Here is a 19,026-nt window from a genome sequence, read left to right as displayed (position 1 = left end):
CGCTGCGCGCTTTGGGCGATTTTTTCTACCTGGACTTTGAGCTGGTGGCTTTTTGACCTTGCGGGAATAAAAAAAGCTCCCTTGCAGGAGCTTCTCTTATGTATTCTGGCGGAGAGGGTGGGATTCGAACCCACGGTACGATTTAACGTACGCTTGATTTCGAGTCAAGTACATTCGACCACTCTGCCACCTCTCCGTTTACTGCGGTCTATTCATTCAAACTGGCGTGCCGGTTTGAACGAGGCGCTATTTTAGCATGGGTGTTGTTGGGTTGGGTAGGGGGTTTATTGCTAATCTTGCTTTTGAAAAGCAAAAACCATATGGGCGATTCGGGGAGGCTCGCGCGCGTGGATTCCCGTCTTTGAATTTGCTGCCTTGGCGCACGCGTAAAAACCAATTTGGCGATTCGGAGAGCCCCGCGCAAATATGCGCGGGGCTTCGAATCCCACGCGTACGCCCCGCAGGGGGCGTACTCCTTTCCGCCGCCACAAATAAAAAAAGCTCCCTTGCGGGAGCTTTCTCTATTTGTTCTGGCGGAGAGGGTGGGATTCGAACCCACGGTACGATTTAACGTACGCTTGATTTCGAGTCAAGTACATTCGACCACTCTGCCACCTCTCCATTTGCTGCGGTCTCTCCCGCATTGCTGCGAGAAGGCAAGATTATAGCAGCCCGCAGCGAAAAGAAAAGGACTATTTTAAGCCGTCAGATGCGTCAGGCCACCCATGTACGGGCGCAGCACTGGCGGGATCTCGACGCTGCCGTCTGCCTGCTGGTAGTTTTCCAGCACGGCGACCAAGGTGCGGCCCACTGCCAGGCCGGAGCCGTTCAGGGTGTGCGCCAGTTCCGGCTTGCCGGCGGCGTTGCGGAAACGCGCCTGCATGCGGCGGGCCTGGAAGGCTTCGCAGTTCGACAGGGACGAGATTTCGCGGTAAGTATTTTGCGCCGGCAACCACACTTCCAGGTCGAAGGTCTTGGTGGCGCCGAAACCCATGTCGCCCGTGCACAGCGACATCACGCGGTATGGCAGGCCCAGGCGTTGCAGGATGGCTTCCGCATGGCCGACCATGTCATCGAGCACCTGGTACGACGTGTCCGGATGCACCACTTGCACCATTTCCACCTTGTCGAACTGGTGCTGGCGGATCATGCCGCGCGTGTCGCGGCCATAGCTGCCCGCTTCCGAACGGAAGCATGGCGTGTGGGCCGTCATCTTCAGGGGCAATTGGTCGAGCGCCAGGATTTCGTCGCGCGCGATATTCGTCAGCGACACTTCCGAGGTCGGGATCAGGTAGAAGGTCTCGCCCTCGCCTTCCGCACCGCCTTTTTTCACCGAGAACAGGTCGGCTTCGAATTTCGGCAGCTGGCCCGTGCCGCGCAACGAATCGGCATTGACCATGTACGGCGTATAGCATTCCGTGTAGCCGTGCTCGTCCACATGGGTGTTGAGCATGAATTGCGCCAGTGCGCGGTGCAGGCGGGCGATGCCGCCCTTCATGACGGAGAAGCGCGAACCGGTCAGCTTGGTGGCCACTTCGAAATCGAGGCCCAGCGGGGCGCCCACGTCGACGTGATCCTTGACTTCAAAGTCAAACGTGCGTGGCGTGCCGACCTTGCGCACTTCCACGTTGCCCGACTCGTCCGTACCCAGGGGCGACGATTCATGCGGCAAGTTCGGCACGGCCATGATGAAATCGCTCAGCTTGGCTTGCACGACGCTCAGGGCCGCTTCATCGGCTTTCAGCTCATCGCCCAGGCCGGCGACTTGTGCCATCACGGCCGAGGTGTCTTCCCCCTTGCCTTTCAACATGCCGATTTGCTTGGACAGCGCATTGCGCTTGCCCTGCAGCTCTTCGGTGCGCGTCTGGATCGCCTTGCGTTCGGCTTCGAGGGCGGTAAAACCTGCCACGTCGAGCTGGAATTTGCGCGTCGCCAGGCGTTCTGCGACGTTGGCGATGTCTTTACGGAGAAGTTGGATATCTATCATGGGTGGATGGCGGTGCCGATGTATCGAAAGCACTCATTGTACCAAGACCCTGTTCACTTCGATGAGTTTTGCGCAAGGTCAACCATCGTCATGGCAGCCTGGCTGGGCACTCGCGCCCGCTTTACAACCAGTGTTCAGATAAAGGCGGCTTTTTCGGCAGCGGTCAGGCGGCGGGCGCTGACGGTAACGACAGGCATCGTGCTGTCGGCAGCCTGGGCGACGACGGTGCTGCTGGCGCTCACTTCCACGGTATTCGCGCCGGCGGTGGCGAAGCTGGCGCCGATGGCGATGATGGCGGCGGCGACAAAGGTGATTTCCATGTTTTTCAGTGCGTTCATGATGTTACTCCTGGTTAGTTTGTTTCGTTGACTGCTGCTGGTATGGTGGTACTTTAGCCAACGGCCGCGAACAACGCCACCGGCTTGCGACCAGCGGCGAAAAACAGGGAGCGAACGGTGAAAAACGGGGACTGAAGCGCAAAGAATAGTTACAAGGCGTCCTTGACGAGACGACCGAGGCGGCCAATCGCCTGCTCGATGCGCGGCGTCCACGCATTGCCGCAATTGAGGCGCAGATAATTGCTGAACTTGCCCGAGGCCGAGAACAGCTGGCCCGGCATGTACGCCACGCCGTCCGCGATGGCCTTGCCATGCAGGGCCAGCGCATCGACTTGCGGCGGCATCTGCACCCACAGCACGAAACCGCCCTGCGGCTCGGACAGCATGCACTCAAGCGGAAAACTGGCCGCCACGGCATCGGACATGCGCGCGATGCGCTGCACCAGGGTGCGCCGCATCTTGCGCAATTGCTGGTCGTAGCTGCTGCCTTCCAGAAAATCGGCCAGCACGGCCTGGAAGAAATGGCTGGTGGCGCCGCTCGACACGGTTTTCAGCAAGGCCACTTCCTGCGCGAAACGCCCGGCCAGCACGTAGCCGACGCGCGAGGCGGGCGTGATGGCCTTGGAAAACGAGGAGCACAACAGCACATTGCCGCTCGTGTCGTAGGCCTTCACGGGCCACGGCCGCTGCGGCGCAAAGCACAGGTCGCCATATACATCGTCTTCCACCAGCGGGATATTGAATTCCGACAGCAGCCCCGCCAGCCTCTTCTTGTTTTCTTCCGGCATGACGCAACCGAGCGGGTTGTTGGCGTTCGGCACAAACAGACACGCCTGCACGAGACCGGCGCGCAAGGCCAGTTCCAGCGCGTCGAGCGACGGCCCCGTCTTCGGGTCGGTGGGGATTTCCAGCGCCTTCATGCCCAGGCTTTCGATCATCTGCAGCAGCACGAAATACGTGGCCGACTCGATGGCGATGGTGTCGCCCGGCTTGGCCACGGCGCGCAAACACAGGCTGATCGCTTCCGTGCAGGAATTCGTCACGACGATCTCGTGCGGGTCCAGCTTGCCCCAGTCCAGCGCGCGGCGCGTGACCTGGCGCAGAAAATTGCCTTCGCTGACGTCGTAGCAGCTGACCTTGCTCAGTAACGCGGGCTCGCGCCGCGCCACGGCGCTGATGGTGCGCTGCATGCGCTTGATCGGCAGGATCTCGTCGGGCGGCCAGGCCGTGCCCAGCTGCACGATATTCGCCGTCTCGTTGTCCTTCAGCACGCGCATCAGCAAATTGTTGATGCCGACAAAGGCCGGCTCCTTCAAGTGCTGGGCGTCCGCGCTGCACGGGCGGCGCGGCGCGCGGTGGCGCACGAAATAGCCGGACTGGGGCCGCGCATCGACTTGCCCCCGGTCTTCCATCAGGCGCAAGGCTTGCATCACGGTGCTGATCGAGATGCGCTTTTGCTGCGCCAGGTGACGAATCGACGGCAAGCGGTCGCCGGGCGCAAACACGCGCGAGTCGATCAGGGCGCCCAGCTCGTTGGCCAGATGCTCGTACAGATTCAAATGCGCGCTCATGTTCATCCCTTCAGTATGCGGCTGCCGCGCGCGGCACGCACAGATACAGTTGCCGAGTTTTTTGATAAGCACAGTCTACGACGAAATGTACTGTATTCATCACAATTTCGTTTTCCTGCATCTGTCATGGTTCGTCGCAAGCGCCTAAGCTGTTCCTGTCAGCACAACAGGAGCGATGCCATGCATACCGACCACGAATTACGCAGCGAACGGCCCTTGCGCCTGGAAAAAGCGCACGCCAGGGTCATCGAATGCCTGTCCGGCACGGCGTGGATCACGGCCTACGCCCAGTTCGAGGATTGCGTGCTGCGCAGCGGCGAACGCTACACGATACCGAATGACGGCCTGGTCCTGGTCGAAGCCGTGGGCAGCGGACACATCCGCGTGCATGGCACAGCCACACCCCGGCCCGCCCTGCTGCGCTGGCTGCACCTGGCACTGCCTCACCCACTGAATACAAGGAATACATGATTCAAGAACCACTGCGCGTCCTCGTCACGGGCGCCGCCGGCGTTATCGGCACCGCTTTCTGGAAGCGCCGGCACGGGGAATTTTCCCTGCGCCTGGCCGACCTGCACATAGGCAAGCTGACCGAAGCGCCCTGCCCGTCCATTCAACTCGACGTGGCCGACTATGCGGCCTGCCTGGCCGCCTGCGCCGATATCGATGTGGTGCTGCACCTGGCCGGCGTGCCACACGCCAGCGCCGATTTCGATACGCAATTGCTGCAGCCGAATATCCTCGGCACGCACAATATCTTCCGTGCGGCACAGGCGCAAGGCGTGAAAAGAGTCGTGTTTGCCAGCAGCGCGCAAGCCGTCGAAGGCTATCCGCTGGACGTGCAAGTGCAGGAAAACATGCCGGCCCGCCCCGCCAATATGTATGGTGCCAGCAAGGCTTTCGGCGAAGGCGTGGCGTCGGCTTTCGCCCACCAGCATGGCATGACGGCAATCGCCGTGCGCATCGCCAATGTGGCCAACTTTGCGCCAGGCCAGCAGCACAGCGCGCGCGACGTGGCCGCCTTCATCAGCGAACGGGACGTGGTGCAATTGCTGGCCCGCTGCGTGGCGGCGGACGTGCCGCCCGGCTACCACGTCGTGCATGGCGTGTCGGACAACCGCTACAAGCGGCTGTCCATCGCGGCGACGCGCCAGCTGGTGGGCTACGCGCCGCAGGATGACGGTTTTAGCTTGCTGGGACTGTAGCCTCAGCCCTTCCCTGCTTTCCTGTCCAGCTCGCGCAGCCAGGCCAGCTTGTCGGCAATTTTACTTTCCAGGCCGCGCGGCACGGGCTGGTACCAGCCTGGTTCGGCCATGCCGTCCGGAAAATACGTTTCACCGGCCGCATACGCATCGGGTTCGTCGTGCGCGTAGCGATAGGCGTGGCCGTAGCCCAGTTCCTTCATCAGCTTCGTCGGCGCATTGCGCAAGTGCACGGGCACTTCCTTCGACTTGTCCTTCTTGACAAACGCCATGGCCGTATTGAAGGCGTTATAGCCGGCATTGCTTTTCGCGGCAATCGCCAGGTAGATGACGGCCTGGCCCAGCGCCAGCTCGCCTTCGGGCGAACCGAGCCGCTCATACGTTTCCGCAGCGTCGTTGACCATGGTCAAGGCACGGGGGTCGGCCAGGCCGATGTCTTCCCAGGCCATGCGCACGATGCGCCGCGACAAATAACGGGGGTCGGCGCCGCCGTCGATCATGCGGCAAAACCAGTACAGGGCCGCGTCCGGGTTCGAGCCGCGCACGGACTTATGCAGCGCGGAAATCTGGTCATAGAAATTGTCGCCGCCCTTGTCGAAGCGGCGCGAATTCAAGGTGAGCGCATTGTCGACGAAGGCCGCGTCGATTTTGGTCGTGCCCGTCGAGCTGGCGGCCGTCTCGGCCTGTTCCAGCAAATTCAGGAAACGGCGCGCATCGCCGTCCGCGTAGCCGATCAGGGTATCGGCAGCCGCCTCGTCAAAGGTCAGGTGCGTCAGGGCCGTGGACTGCGCCTTGGCCAGCAACTGCTTCATCTCGTCTTCGTTGAGCGACTTTAATACATACACTTGCGCGCGCGACAGCAGCGCCGAGTTCACTTCGAAACTGGGGTTTTCCGTCGTCGCGCCGATGAAGGTCACCAGGCCCGATTCGACGAAGGGCAGCAAGGCGTCCTGCTGCGATTTATTAAACCTGTGGATCTCGTCGACAAATAATAAAGTGTGCTTGCCGAACTGGTCCAGGCTGTGGCGGGCCTGGTCCATGGCTGCGCGGATATCTTTTACACCCGCAAACACGGCGGACAAGGCGATGAATTCGCTGTCGAACGCGTTCGCCATCAGCCGTGCCAGAGTCGTCTTGCCCACGCCGGGCGGCCCCCACAAGATCATCGAGTGTGCCTTGCCCGCCTCGAACGCGAGGCGCAGCGGCTTGCCCACGCCCAGCAGATGCGTTTGGCCGATGACTTCGTTGAGGGTGGCTGGCCGCAAGGCTTCGGCCAGCGGCTGGCGTGGTGCGGTGGAAAAGAGATCCGCCATAATGAGTTACCTAATAAGAATGCAAAAGCCCCGCATTGCTGCGAGGCCGGCTCATACGCAAGGCGCGACAGTCTTAATTATTAATGACGTCGGCACCCTTGGGCATGACAAATTTAAAATGATTAGCCGAAAGCGCCGGATTTTTCTGGAAATTCTTGAACGCCAGCACCGAGGTCTGCCCGAACGAATCGCGCAATTCCATCGCTTCCGGCACGCCATTGCGCAGGCCGATGGTGATTTCGTCAAACGTTGTGTCCTTGGCTTTCGGCGTCGCTTTCAGCCATTCCAGGCCATCGCGCGTGCCCGCTTCAGCCAGGGTGAAATTCTTTTCCAGGTCGTTGCTGCCGAACAAGATGGCCGCTGGCGAGGAACCGAGCGCGTCGCCCAGTTTCTTGACCGTTACCTGGCTCAAGTCCTTGTCATAGATATACAGCTTGTCGCCATCGGCTTGCAGCAGCTGCTCGTACGGTTTCAGATACGTCCAGATGAACTTGCCTGGACGGGCAAACTCGAACGTGCCACTGGCCGGTGTCGACACTTTCGACTTGCCGCTGGCGTCTGCCTTCTTGACCTGGCGCTGCACGAACTCGCCCTTGGCCGACTTGGTGCCAGCCGCAAAGCTCTTGAACTGTTCCAGTGCGCTGGCCGAGGCACTGGCCGCGAACAGCAGGCCGCAGGCAACGCTGGCCGCGCCGATCATCATTTTTGCTGCGAAAGTATTGCTTTTCATTCTTTACCCTTGTTCGGCACTTGCCGCCGGCACCAGGATTTCCCGGTTGCCATTGGATTGCATGGTTGATACCACCCCGCTCTGCTCCATCTGCTCGAGCAGACGGGCGGCGCGGTTGTAGCCGATGCGCAAATGGCGCTGCACCAGCGAAATCGAGGCGCGGCGGTTTTTCAGCACCACCGCCACCGCCTGGTCATACAGGGCATCGGCCTCGCCGCCGCCCTCGCCCGGCGCGCCGCCTTCGGCGCCGTCGCCTTCCAGGGTGCCGCCTTCGAGGATGCCCTCGATGTAATTCGGTTCGCCCTGCAGCTTCAGATGGCTGACAACGCGGTGGACTTCTTCATCGGACACAAACGCGCCGTGCACGCGCATCGGCAAACCGGTGCCGGGCGGCATGTACAGCATGTCGCCCATGCCCAGCAGGGTTTCCGCGCCCATCTGGTCGAGAATGGTGCGCGAGTCGATCTTCGACGATACCTGGAAAGCGATACGCGTCGGGATGTTCGCCTTGATCAAGCCCGTGATCACGTCTACAGATGGGCGCTGCGTGGCCAGAATCAAGTGCAAGCCGGCGGCGCGCGCCTTTTGCGCGATACGCGCGATCAATTCCTCGACTTTTTTGCCCACTACCATCATCAAATCGGCCAGTTCGTCGATGATGATGACGATGGTCGGCAGTTTTTCCAGCGGCTCCGGCGAGTCCGGTGTCAGGCTGAACGGATTCGGGATGTGTTCTTCGCGCTTTTTCGCGTCGGCAATCTTCGCGTTGTAGCCGGCCAGGTTACGCACGCCCATCTTGCTCATCAGCTTGTAGCGGCGTTCCATCTCGTTCACGGCCCAGTTCAGCGCATGGCCGGCCTGGCGCATGTCGGTCACAACGGGCGCCAGCAAGTGCGGAATGCCTTCATAGACGGACATTTCCAGCATCTTCGGATCGATCAGGATCAAACGCACATCGAGCGGGTCGGATTTGTACAGCAGCGACAGAATCGTCGCATTGATGCCGACCGATTTACCGGAACCGGTGGTACCGGCCACCAGCAAATGGGGCATCTTGGCCAGGTCGGCCACGACGGGCTTGCCAGCGATATCCTTGCCCAGCGCAATCGTCAGGCTGGACACGCCATCGTTGTAGACCTTGGAGCCGAGGATTTCCGTCAGGCGCACGATCTGGCGCTTGCTGTTTGGCAGCTCCAGCGCCATGTAGTTCTTGCCGGGAATGGTTTCCACTACACGGATGGAAGTCAGCGACAGCGAACGGGCCAGGTCGCGCGCCAGGCCGACGATCTGGCTGCCCTTGACGCCCGTGGCCGGCTCGATTTCATAGCGCGTCACCACGGGGCCGGGGTAAGCGGCCACTACCTTGGCATCCACGCCAAAGTCGGACAATTTCTTTTCGATCAGGCGGCTCGTGAATTCCAGGGTTTCCACGGAAACCGTTTCCACCACGGGTGGCGCTTCATCGAGCAAGGACAGCGGCGGCAGCTTGCCGTCGCCGGGGGTTTCAAACAGATGCGCCTGGCGTTCCTTCTCCACGCGCTCCGATTTCACCACGGTAACGACTTGCGGCTCGATCTTCACGGGCGGCGCGGCCACATGTTTCTCCACGTGCTTGGCCCGTTCGATGACCACCACTTCGTCGCGGCGCACGGCAGCCACTTCGCCCTGGCGGCGGTCTTCGCGGTCCTGGTAGCGCAGCACGAACCAGTTGAAGGCATCTTCGATGGCGCCGCCAATGCGTTCGGCCACTTGCAGCCACGATACGTGGAAGAACAGGGAAAAGCCCAGGCCGAACAGCAGCAACAGCAGCAAGGTCGCGCCAGTGAAACCAAAGGCCACGTGGGCCGAGTGCCCCACCAGCTGGCCCAGCACGCCACCGGGATCGCGCGGCAGCTGCACGTGCAGGCTCTTCGCCATGCGCAGGTATTCGAGTCCCATGCTGCCGATCAGCATGATGGAGAAGCCGACGATGCGGATCAGCATCTCGACGTGGTGCTCGCGCTCCACCTCTTCCTCTTCCAGCAGGAAGCGCTTGCTCAGGCGGCGATAGCCATGCCACACCGTGCGCAGCAGCCACACGCACCACCACCAGGCGGAAAAGCCGAAGATATACAGCAACAGATCGGAAAAAGTCGCACCGAGCTTGCCGCCCAGGTTGGCGACCTTGTCGACGTTGGTGGCATGCGACCAGCCCGGGTCGAGCTTGTTGAAGCTGGCCAGTATCAGCACGAAATACAAGGCAAACGCGGCCAGCGCGAACCAGCGCGCCTCGGACAGCAGCCGCACCAGCCGGTTGGGCAGGGGCCGGCGTTCGACCGGTTTTCGGGTGTAGCTATTTTGATTGGCCTGGGCTGGTTTAGTCATTCTGGGAAGCGCTGCAAGGTGAAAAATGTTTCTGAAAGGGAATTTCCCATAATAAGGAAGTATTCTAAGCCATATATGCCCCGGACGGCCCCACGATTCGTCGCTACAGGCGGCTTGGTCTATAATCGTGGATTGCTTGCGCAAGCGCAATACGCCCTTGTTCTTCGCGCGTATGCCCCCAATTCGGATAGACCCCACTCATAGAGAAGCTTCCCATGACCACTACCAAACACGCCCGCGTTTTGATCCTCGGCTCCGGCCCAGCCGGCTACAGCGCCGCCGTCTACGCCGCCCGCGCCAACCTGAACCCGATGCTGGTCACCGGCGTGGAACAAGGCGGCCAGTTGATGACCACCACCGACGTGGAAAACTGGCCTGGCGACCCGATGGGCGTGCAAGGCCCGGACCTGATGCAGCGCTTGCTGCAGCACGCCGAGCGTTTCAATACGGAAATCGTGTTTGACCACATCCACACCACTTTCCTCAATGAAAAGCCGATCCGCCTGAAGGGCGACAGCCACGAATACACGTGCGACACCTTGATCATCGCCACGGGCGCGTCCGCGCAATACCTGGGTCTGCCATCGGAAGCGGAATTCATGGGCAAGGGCGTATCCGCCTGCGCCACCTGCGATGGCTTCTTCTACCGCAACCAGGAAGTGGCCGTTGTCGGCGGCGGCAACACGGCCGTCGAAGAAGCGCTGTACCTGTCGAACATCGCCAATAAAGTCACGCTGATCCACCGCCGCGACAAGTTCCGCGCGGAAGCGATCCTGATCGACCGCCTGAACGCCAAGGTTGCCGAGGGCAAGATTGTGTTGAAATATAACCACACTCTGGATGAAGTGACAGGCAACGAAGGCGGCGTGACGGGTCTGAACATCAAGTCCACCATCGACGGCAAGGTCGAAGCGCTCTCCGTGCACGGCGTGTTCATCGCCATCGGCCACAAGCCGAACACGGGCATCTTCGAAGGCCAGCTGGAAATGCACAACGGCTACATCAAGACCAAAACTGGCCTGGAAGGCATGGCCACGGCCACCAGCGCACCGGGCGTGTTTGCCGCCGGCGACGTGCAAGACCATATCTACCGCCAGGCCATCACCAGCGCCGGCACGGGTTGCATGGCAGCACTGGACGCCCAGCGCTACCTGGAAGGCCAGGAGTAAGCGTCGCATGGCGTCGATGAAAGACTTTGCCGACCTGAAAGCGGTCAGCAAGCAGCTCAAGGAGCAGGCGGATGCGCGCGCGCAAGCCGCGGCTGAGCGCGCCCAGCAGGTCAAGGTGCAAGCCGTGGAGAGCAATCTGTTCAAGGCCAGCATCGGCGGCGTCAAGCGCCTGCCCGAGTCGGACCGCTACGTGCCCAGCTTGCCCAAGGCGGGCGCCATGGCGGCCCAGCAGCCGGCGCGCAAGTTGTCTCCGGAAGAGGACGATGCTGCCGTGTTGCGCGAATCGCTGTCGGACTTGTTCGAGGTCGACCATTACCTGGAAAACGATCCGGCCCTGAACTACGCCCGTCCCGGCGTGGGACCGGACGTGGTCAAGAAGATGCGCAAGGGCCACTGGCCCATCCAGGATGAGCTGGACTTGCACGGCTTGCGCCGTGACGAGGCGCGCGACGGTATCGGCGCCTTTTTAAACCAGGCGACGCGGCGCAAGCTGCGCTGCGTGCGCGTGATCCACGGCAAGGGTTTTGGCTCGAAAGGCCAGGAACCGGTCTTGAAATCGATGGTGCACAGCTGGCTCGTGCAAAAGGATGAAGTCATCGCCTTTTGCCAGGCGCGCCGCTCCGAAGGAGGCGATGGCGCCCTCGTCGTTTTACTTTCCGCAGCGCTGCAGCCCATCCGTTAGCCTTGACAGCAAGATCACAATTCAATAACAAGTTCCGCACTGCACACGGCCCCGTTTGTCACCATTCGGGGCCGTGTCATGTTAACCTGTGACAATTATTTCCTGCTCAAGCGCTCCGCCCATGATGCCACCCCAATTGCCGCCTGGCTCGCTGATCAAGATCATTGAGGTCATCGCCATCCTGGTGGGCGCGTTTTCCGGCTTCATCGAAGCGCGCCGCAAGCGCATGGACCTGGTCGGCGTGTTCGTCGTGGCGTTCATCACGGCATTCGGCGGCGGCACCCTGCGCGACATCCTGCTCGACAAGCGCCCCCTGTTCTGGGTTTCGCACCAGGAATACGCGATCCTCATCTTCGTGCTGGCCCTGACGGCCGCGCCCTTGATCCAGCATTTGCGGCAAATCGTCTCGGAACGCCTGATCGTCATCGCGGACGCCATCGGCCTGGGCATGTTCGCCATCGCGGGCGTGGCTGAAGCCATGCGCGCCGGCATGCCGATCTTCATCGCCTCGATGATGGGGGTGATTACGGGGATTTTTGGCGGCGTGATGCGCGACATCGTCTGCAACGAAGTGCCGATGGTGTTTCGCGACGGCAAACCATATGCGATCTGCGCCTTCTTCGGCTGCTGGGCTTATTTATTGCAGATGCACTTCGGCGCCGAGCACGACTTCGCGCTGTGGACCAGCGCCAGCGGCATCACGATTCTGCGCCTGATCTGCTGGAAATTCGACATGCGCCTGGGACGCTGAAGGTCAGCGGCCCAAGCTGAAACACTTACACGGCGTCGGGGCCAGTCTCGCCCGTACGGATGCGGATGACTTGCTCCACATCGCGCACGAAGATCTTGCCGTCGCCGATCTTGCCCGTGCGGGCCGCCTTGATGATGGCGTCGACCACCAGTTCCGACACGCTGTCGTCCACCACCACTTCGACTTTGACTTTCGGCAAGAAGTCGACCACGTACTCGGCGCCACGGTACAGCTCGGTATGGCCCTTCTGGCGGCCAAAGCCCTTCACTTCCGTCACGGTCAAGCCCGTCACGTTCACGTCGGCCAGGGCTTCGCGTACTTCGTCGAGCTTGAATGGTTTGATGATGGCGGTAATCTGTTTCATGGCTACTCCTTAAAATTGTTGGATTGTGGACAGATGGCTGCTTATTCGTAGAACTTCGACGTAATCGGGTAGCGCCAGTCGCGGCCGAAGCCACGGTGTGTGACGCGGATGCCCACCGGCGACTGACGCCGCTTGTATTCATTGATCTTGATCAGGCGCGTGACCCGGGCCACATCGGCCGGCGGGTAGCCAGCCTCGATAATCTCGGCGATCGGCCGGTTTTCTTCCATGTACAGCTGCATGATGCCGTCGAGTACGTCATATGGCGGCAAGGAATCCTGATCCAGCTGGTCGGCGCGCAATTCGGCCGACGGTCCGCGCGTCAGGATGCGCTCGGGAATCACGTCCGACACGCTGTTGCGCCATGTGCACAAGCGGTACACGAGGGTCTTGGCGATATCCTTGATCACGGCAAAGCCACCCGCCATGTCGCCGTACAGGGTGCAATAGCCGACCGCCATCTCGCTCTTGTTGCCCGTCGTCAAGACGATACTGCCATGCTTGTTCGACAGGGCCATCAGCAGAGTGCCGCGGATGCGCGCCTGGATATTCTCTTCCGTCGCGTCTTCCGCCAGTCCGGCGAACTCGTCAGCCAAGGTGGCACGGAAAGCGTCAAAGGTTTGCTTGATCGGAATTTCATCGTAGCGCACATTGAGGCGTTTTACCATGTCGCGTGAATCGATCCATGAGATATCTGCCGTAAATTGCGATGGCATCATCACGGCGCGCACTTTGTCGGCGCCCAGCGCATCGACGGCGATGGCCAGGGTCAGGGCGGAATCGACGCCGCCGGACATGCCGATCAGCACGCCAGGAAAGCCATTCTTGCCGATATAGTCGCGCACGCCCAGCACCAGCGCCTGATACACCTGCGCTTCGGTGGTCAATGGCGTAGCCAGCGGCTGCGGCACGGGCGAGGCGCCGTCGAAGTCGACCAGTTGCAAGTCTTCCTCGAAATGGCGCAGCTGGGCGCAGATGGTGCCGGCCGCATCCATGACGAAGGAGTCGCCATCGAAAATCAGTTCATCCTGGCCGCCGACCAAGTTGGCGTAGACCAGGGCCATGCCTTGCGCGCTGACATTCTTGCGCATGGTTTCATAGCGCAGATGCTGCTTGTTCATGTGGTACGGCGAGCCGTTCGGCACCAGCAGCACTTGCGCGCCGGCCGCGCGGGCGCGCATCGGTGCGTGCTCGAACCACGTGTCTTCGCAGATATTGATGCCGAAGCGCACGCCTTTTACGCCGAAGACGAAAGCCTGGTCCGACGACGTGAAATAACGCTTTTCATCGAACACGGTCGTGTTCGGCAAGTCGTGCTTGCGGTAGGTGCCCAGCACTTCACCGTTGAGCAGCACGGAGGCGGCGTTGTGGCGCACGCCCTTCTCGTCTTGCAGGGGCAAGCCCACCACCACGTGCAAATCCTTGAACTGGGCCAGGTCGGCAGCCAGTCCCGCAAACGCTTCCTGCGTTTTTGCGTAGAATGCATTGCGCAGCAATAAGTCCTCGGGTGGATAGCCGACCAGCGACAGTTCCGGCGTAAGCACGATATCGGCGCCCGCCTCGAACGCGCGGCGGGAAAGGTCGAAGATCTTGGCACGGTTGCCGGCCAGATCGCCGACCGTACTATTCATTTGAGCAATTGCGACTTTGACTGTCATGATGATGATGGATATTTTCGTTCTATTAAACAAGACAGGGGCGCACAGGCCGATGGTGGCGCCCCGAGAGTGATGAATGCACACTACAACAATGAATTATCGCACGGCTATCGTCACTACCCTGGCTGAAATTGGCGAAGCGGCCTGGTCTGAACTGCTGGCAAGCCAGGCGGACGCCACTCCCTTCCTTTCCTACGCCTTTTTGCACGCGCTGCACGAGTCCGGCTGCGCCAGCGCGGACACGGGCTGGCAGCCGAATTACCTGGTGCTGTGGCAAGGCGAGGTGCTGGCCGCCGCCCTGCCCCTGTACCTGAAAATGCACTCGTATGGCGAGTACGTGTTCGACTGGGCCTGGGCCGATGCATATCAGCAACATGGTCTCGAATATTACCCGAAACTGCTGTCCGCGATACCGTTTACGCCTGTGAGCGGCACGCGCTTGCTGGCCCGCGATGGCGAGGCGCGCGCCGCCCTGCTGGCCTTCCTGCAGGCCCAGCAACAAGCCAGCGACGTATCCTCCTGCCACATCCTGTTCCCACCGGAAAGCGAAGCGCACCAGCTGGCGCAAGCCGGCTACCTGATGCGTAGTGGCGTGCAGTTTCACTGGCTCAATCCCGGCTACACGGATTTCGAGCAATTCCTCGCCACCCTGGAACACAAGAAGCGCAAGAATATCCGCGCCGAGCGGCGCAAAGTGCGGGAAGCAGGCATAACCCTGCGCCAGGTACGCGGCATCGACGCCCTGGACGCCGACTGGCAGCTGTTCCACCGCTGCTACAGCAATACCTATGCGGAACACCGCTCCTCGCCCTATCTGTCGCTGGACTTCTTCCGGCGCATCGGCGCCAGCATGCCTGAAAACATTCTCCTGGTGATCGCCGAGCGCGAAGGCCGGGCCATTGCCGCCTCGCTGGTGATCCACACGGCAGACACTTTATATGGCCGCTACTGGGGCGCGCTCGAGCACGTGCCCTGCCTGCATTTCGAGACGGCCTACTACCAGCCGCTGGAATTCTGCATCGCCAACGGCATCGCCACCTTCGAGGGCGGCGCCCAAGGCGAACACAAGATGGCGCGCGGCTTCCTGCCGCAAAAGACGTGGTCGGCCCACTGGCTGGCGCACCCGGCCTTTGCCGACGCCGTGCAGCGCTTCCTCGAGCGCGAACGGGGCGGCATCGATGCCTACCTCGATGAATTGAACGAGCACAGCCCGTTTCGCGCATAAAAAAACGCTCCCGACCATGACTGGCAGGGGAGCGTTTTCTATTTTACTGCGTGTACTTAGGCTTTGGCGGCATCGGCCTTGAACGCGGCGACGCCGCTCAGGATTTCTTCCTTGGCGATTTCCGGACCATACCAGCCGTCGATCTTGACCCATTTGCCTTTTTCCAGATCCTTGTAGTGCTCAAAGAAATGCTGGATTTGGCGCAAACGCAGTTCGTTCAGATCTTCCGGCTTTTGCCAGTGGCTGTAGATCGACAGGACCTTGTCGACTGGCACGGCCAGCACTTTCGCGTCTTCGCCCGACTCGTCGGTCATTTTCAGCACGCCGATAGGACGGCAGCGCACGACCACGCCAGGGATCAGCGGGAACGGGGTGATGACCAGCACGTCAACCGGGTCGCCGTCCGGCGATAGGGTGTTCGGCACGTAGCCGTAGTTGCACGGGTAATGCATGGCGGTACCCATGAAGCGATCAACGAAGATCGCGCCGCTTTCCTTGTCGACTTCGTACTTGATCGGATCGGCATTCATCGGGATTTCGATGACGACGTTGAAATCGTTCGGCAGGTCGCGGCCGGAAGAGACGTTATTCAAACTCATGGGGTTCCTCATTAGCGGATGGTGTTTTAACCGCGCAATTATAGCGAAGTACAGGCAGCTTGTGCGATGCAGCAGCGGCCCGCCGGTGTTTTGCGCGTCCTGCCAGCAACAGTGCCATGCACGGCCCGCGGGCACGCGCAGCCTGCCCGCGAAAGAATAAACAGACCACTCAAAATAATAAGTAAAAACACTTAAGTAATACTACGCTTACGCCTGAATTAATACCTGGAATATCTTCGTATTTTCATTTCAATATCACCATGCGGCAGGCATGGTTATTATAAGCGGCATTGCATTTATTGCAGCCACTTATAACAACAATTCGACCATCATTCATCCGGTGATACCTGCACATAATGACGCTGGCGTTTCAACATGCTGCGCCGAACGCCTGCCAGCCCGGCAATCTCCGCTTCCAGCATAATATTTGCTCTTATCTGAAGAGTTTATTTGATTCAAATGGCGACCTCGCCAAAAAATGGCACGACCAGAAGACAATCATCAATTCTGATAAACTATAACATTCTGGTGATTCCAAACTTTGTATATTCTGCAATCGACGCCTTCCCTGAATTCAATATGGCGCATCCACGCGCCACCGATAAATCCTTGCAAAAAGGAATATGATGATTCCCTCTTTCCGGCCCGGTCCTTTATTAAAGGTCACCGGCGTTATTTTCATTCTGTTTGGCCTCGCCCTGCTGGGCGGCGGCATCTGGCTGGCCAGTCTCGGCGGCTCCTGGTACTACCTGCTGGCCGGCATCGGCATGCTGGTCGCAGGCGTGCTCGTCTTCAAAGGCAAGCGCAGCGCGCAACCGTTCATGGCCTTCCTGCTGCTCGCCACCCTCATCTGGTCCGTCATTGAAGTGAAATTTGACTGGTGGCAATTGCTGCCGCGCCTCGACATCTGGTTTGCCGCCGCCGTCTGGCTGCTGCTGCCCTTCGTCAGCCGCCGCCTGGCCCCGCCCGCCGCTGGCGCAGCGAAACAGCCGCAAGCGGGCAAGAGGGCCCTCTCTGCCGCCGTCGCGCTGACCGTCATTGCCGGCGTCATCGCCCTGTTCCAGGACTACCATGACTTGCATGGCGACGTGCCGGCCGAAAACATGGCCGCCACCGCCACCGGCGATTTCGCGCCTGGCGTCGAACACAACGACTGGTCCGCGTATGGCCGCTCCGGCTATGGCGACCGCTATGCGCCGGCCGCGCAGATCACGCCGGCCAATATTTCCGGTCTGAAAGAAGCCTGGACCTACCACACGGGTGACTTCAAGGGTCCGAACGACCCGGGCGAGATCGCCAACGAAGTCACGCCGCTGAAGGTCAATGACATGCTGTATTTGTGCACGCCACACAATATCGTCATCGCCCTGAACCCGGACACGGGCAAGGAAATCTGGCGCCACGATCCGAAGATCAACCGCGATGCGGCCAGCTACCAGCACATGATCTGCCGTGGCGTGGCGTACTGGGACGTGAACGCGGGCCGCGCCAAAAATAATCCTGCCCCTGAAGCTGCCAGCATGGAATGCCCGCGCCGCATCCTGGCGCCAACCATGGACGGCACCATGATCGCCGTCAATGCCGATACAGGCGAGTCGTGCAAGAGTTTTGGCAACAATGGCGTCGTCAACCTGTACAAGAACATGGCCATGATCAAGCGCGGTTTCCTGATGCCGACCTCGCCGCCAGCCGTGTCGCAGAAAATGGCCGTGATCGCCGCCAGCGTGACGGACAACCATTCGACGGAAGAGCCGTCGGGCGTGATCCGCGGCTACGACCCCGTCACCGGCAAGCTGATGTGGAACTGGGACCCGGCCACGCCGGAAGATACGCAGCCTTTCCCTGAAGGCAAGAACTACACCAACAACTCGCCCAATTCCTGGGGCGTGGCCAGCATCGATGAAAAGCTGGGCATGGTCTACATTCCGATGGGTAATGAAACCCCCGATACCTGGGGCGGCAACCGCAACAAGAACGGCGAGAAATTCAACAGCGCCATCGTCGCGCTGGACCTGGCGACGGGTAAAGTGCGCTGGGTCTACCAGACCGTGCACCACGACATCTGGGACATGGATATCGGCGGCCAGCCATCGCTGGTCGACATCGACACGCCGAAAGGCAAAGTGCCATCCGTGGTGGCCACGACGAAACGCGGTGACATCTATGTGATCGACCGCCGCGACGGCAGCCTGGTCGTGCCGGCGCCGGAAAAACCCGTACCAACGAGCAATCCTGCCGCTGGCGACACCCTGTCGCCCACGCAGCCGTTCTCGGCCCTGACCTTCTTGCCTGAGCGCAATATCAGCGAAGCGGACATGTGGGGCACGACGCCGTTCGACCAGCTCGCTTGCCGCATCATCTTCAAGGAGCGCCGCTATGAAGGCCCGTTCACGCCGCAAACGGCCGGCAAGGGCGCCGTCATCTCCCCTGGCCCGCTGGGCATCTTCGAATGGGGTGGCGCGGCCATCGATCCCGTGCGCCAGTTGTTGATCGTCAACCCTGACTACATGGGCTTCCTGGAAAAACTCGTGCCGCGCGCGGAAACGACGGCCAAGGGCGGCACGGGCGGCGAAATGGGCTTGCAGCCGCAGACGGGCGTCCCGTTCGCCGTGGAAATCAAGGCCTTCCTCTCGCCGCTGGGCTTCCCATGCCAGGCACCGCCGTGGGGCTATGTGGCCGCCGTCGACCTGCGCACCATGAAAAAAGTGTGGATGCACAAGAACGGCACCACGCGCGACAGCGGTCCCGTGCCGATTCCATTGCCACTGGGCGTGCCCAGCCTGGGCGGCATGGTGACCACCGGCGGTGGCGTGACCTTCCTCAGCAGCACGCTCGACTACTACATCCGCGGCTACGACGTCAGCAATGGTAAAGTCATCTGGAAAGCCCGCCTGCCAGCCGGCGGCCAGGCTACGCCGATGAGCTATGTGTCGAACAAGTCGGGACGCCAGTTCGTCGTCGTCATGGCCGGCGGCCACGGTTCGCTGGGCACGAAGATGAGCGACACCCTGGTCGCATATGCCTTGCCGGAAGGCACTGCAGCAGTACCGAAGAAGTAAAGCGCGAAGAAGTA

General features: G+C 60.7%; 16 protein-coding genes and 2 tRNA genes. 7 read left to right on the top strand and 11 right to left on the bottom strand.

The window, feature by feature from the left end; translation table 11 throughout:
• Positions 1-106 precede the first annotated feature (106 nt).
• The 5 genes from AC3IQ7_RS10645 to AC3IQ7_RS10625 form a co-directional block, all read right to left on the bottom strand.
• Positions 107-196, bottom strand: a tRNA-Ser gene (locus tag AC3IQ7_RS10645).
• A gap of 335 nt (positions 197-531) precedes the next feature.
• A tRNA-Ser gene (locus AC3IQ7_RS10640) sits at positions 532-621 on the bottom strand.
• Between the two features lie 76 nt (positions 622-697).
• Complete coding sequence (gene serS / locus AC3IQ7_RS10635) at positions 698-1,987, bottom strand: serine--tRNA ligase (protein WP_099380545.1); 1,290 nt, start codon at positions 1,985-1,987, stop codon at positions 698-700.
• Between the two features lie 134 nt (positions 1,988-2,121).
• A complete protein-coding gene (locus tag AC3IQ7_RS10630) occupies positions 2,122-2,325 on the bottom strand; it encodes a hypothetical protein (protein ID WP_099380546.1) in 204 nt (67 codons plus the stop codon).
• A 149-nt stretch (positions 2,326-2,474) separates the two neighbouring features.
• Positions 2,475-3,896 carry an aminotransferase-like domain-containing protein gene (locus AC3IQ7_RS10625; RefSeq protein WP_489209437.1) on the bottom strand — a complete coding sequence of 474 codons (1,422 nt, stop codon included), beginning with the start codon at positions 3,894-3,896 and terminating at the stop codon, positions 2,475-2,477.
• Between the two features lie 180 nt (positions 3,897-4,076).
• On the opposite strand from AC3IQ7_RS10625, the gene AC3IQ7_RS10620 reads away from it, so the two are divergent.
• The gene (locus tag AC3IQ7_RS10620; protein ID WP_489209435.1) at positions 4,077-4,367 is read left to right on the top strand and encodes a DUF2917 domain-containing protein; all 291 of its coding nucleotides are present in this window, start codon (positions 4,077-4,079) and stop codon (positions 4,365-4,367) included.
• On the top strand, positions 4,364-5,101 hold the full coding sequence (locus AC3IQ7_RS10615; protein ID WP_489209434.1) for an NAD-dependent epimerase/dehydratase family protein: 738 nt from the start codon (positions 4,364-4,366) through the stop codon (positions 5,099-5,101). Before AC3IQ7_RS10620 ends, AC3IQ7_RS10615 begins: the two co-directional genes overlap by 4 nt.
• Positions 5,102-5,103: 2 nt before the next feature.
• On the opposite strand, the gene AC3IQ7_RS10610 is transcribed toward AC3IQ7_RS10615, so the two are convergent.
• The 3 genes from AC3IQ7_RS10610 to AC3IQ7_RS10600 all read right to left on the bottom strand — a co-directional run bounded on the left by AC3IQ7_RS10610 (position 5,104) and on the right by AC3IQ7_RS10600 (position 9,505).
• Positions 5,104-6,411 carry a replication-associated recombination protein A gene (locus AC3IQ7_RS10610; protein WP_070304040.1) on the bottom strand — a complete coding sequence of 436 codons (1,308 nt, stop codon included), beginning with the start codon at positions 6,409-6,411 and terminating at the stop codon, positions 5,104-5,106.
• A gap of 73 nt (positions 6,412-6,484) precedes the next feature.
• The gene (lolA, locus tag AC3IQ7_RS10605; RefSeq protein WP_233516360.1) at positions 6,485-7,114 is read right to left on the bottom strand and encodes an outer membrane lipoprotein chaperone LolA; all 630 of its coding nucleotides are present in this window, start codon (positions 7,112-7,114) and stop codon (positions 6,485-6,487) included.
• Between the two features lie 30 nt (positions 7,115-7,144).
• Positions 7,145-9,505, bottom strand: coding sequence for a DNA translocase FtsK (locus AC3IQ7_RS10600; protein ID WP_099380551.1), 2,361 nt, complete (start codon positions 9,503-9,505; stop codon positions 7,145-7,147).
• Between the two features lie 215 nt (positions 9,506-9,720).
• On the opposite strand from AC3IQ7_RS10600, the gene trxB reads away from it, so the two are divergent.
• The 3 genes from trxB (at position 9,721) to AC3IQ7_RS10585 (ending at position 12,107) form a co-directional block, all read left to right on the top strand.
• Positions 9,721-10,674, top strand: coding sequence for a thioredoxin-disulfide reductase (gene trxB, locus AC3IQ7_RS10595; protein ID WP_034786153.1), 954 nt, complete (start codon positions 9,721-9,723; stop codon positions 10,672-10,674).
• 7 nt (positions 10,675-10,681) lie between these two features.
• A complete protein-coding gene (locus AC3IQ7_RS10590) occupies positions 10,682-11,356 on the top strand; it encodes a Smr/MutS family protein (RefSeq protein WP_099380552.1) in 675 nt (224 codons plus the stop codon).
• A gap of 121 nt (positions 11,357-11,477) precedes the next feature.
• Positions 11,478-12,107, top strand: coding sequence for a trimeric intracellular cation channel family protein (locus AC3IQ7_RS10585; protein WP_034786156.1), 630 nt, complete (start codon positions 11,478-11,480; stop codon positions 12,105-12,107).
• Positions 12,108-12,132: 25 nt separating this feature from the next.
• On the opposite strand, the gene AC3IQ7_RS10580 is transcribed toward AC3IQ7_RS10585, so the two are convergent.
• Both AC3IQ7_RS10580 and AC3IQ7_RS10575 read right to left on the bottom strand, forming a co-directional pair.
• Positions 12,133-12,471, bottom strand: coding sequence for a P-II family nitrogen regulator (locus AC3IQ7_RS10580; protein WP_034758685.1), 339 nt, complete (start codon positions 12,469-12,471; stop codon positions 12,133-12,135).
• 41 nt (positions 12,472-12,512) lie between these two features.
• Positions 12,513-14,129 carry an NAD+ synthase gene (locus AC3IQ7_RS10575; RefSeq protein WP_099380553.1) on the bottom strand — a complete coding sequence of 539 codons (1,617 nt, stop codon included), beginning with the start codon at positions 14,127-14,129 and terminating at the stop codon, positions 12,513-12,515.
• A gap of 91 nt (positions 14,130-14,220) precedes the next feature.
• On the opposite strand from AC3IQ7_RS10575, the gene AC3IQ7_RS10570 reads away from it, so the two are divergent.
• A complete protein-coding gene (locus AC3IQ7_RS10570; protein WP_489210424.1) occupies positions 14,221-15,354 on the top strand; it encodes a GNAT family N-acetyltransferase in 1,134 nt (377 codons plus the stop codon).
• A 56-nt stretch (positions 15,355-15,410) separates the two neighbouring features.
• Here the strand turns inward: AC3IQ7_RS10570 and ppa are convergent, their stop codons facing one another.
• On the bottom strand, positions 15,411-15,953 hold the full coding sequence (gene ppa, locus AC3IQ7_RS10565; RefSeq protein WP_322428042.1) for an inorganic diphosphatase: 543 nt from the start codon (positions 15,951-15,953) through the stop codon (positions 15,411-15,413).
• Between the two features lie 623 nt (positions 15,954-16,576).
• Here ppa and AC3IQ7_RS10560 point away from each other — a divergent pair.
• Positions 16,577-19,012, top strand: a complete 2,436-nt coding sequence (locus AC3IQ7_RS10560) for a membrane-bound PQQ-dependent dehydrogenase, glucose/quinate/shikimate family (protein WP_489209430.1) — start codon at positions 16,577-16,579, stop codon at positions 19,010-19,012.
• Positions 19,013-19,026 lie beyond the last annotated feature (14 nt).

It is taken from the genome of Janthinobacterium sp. GL_088, from assembly GCF_057837845.1.
The sequence above is the reverse complement of the archived record's forward strand: the minus strand, read 5'-3'. Positions and strand labels throughout refer to the sequence as shown.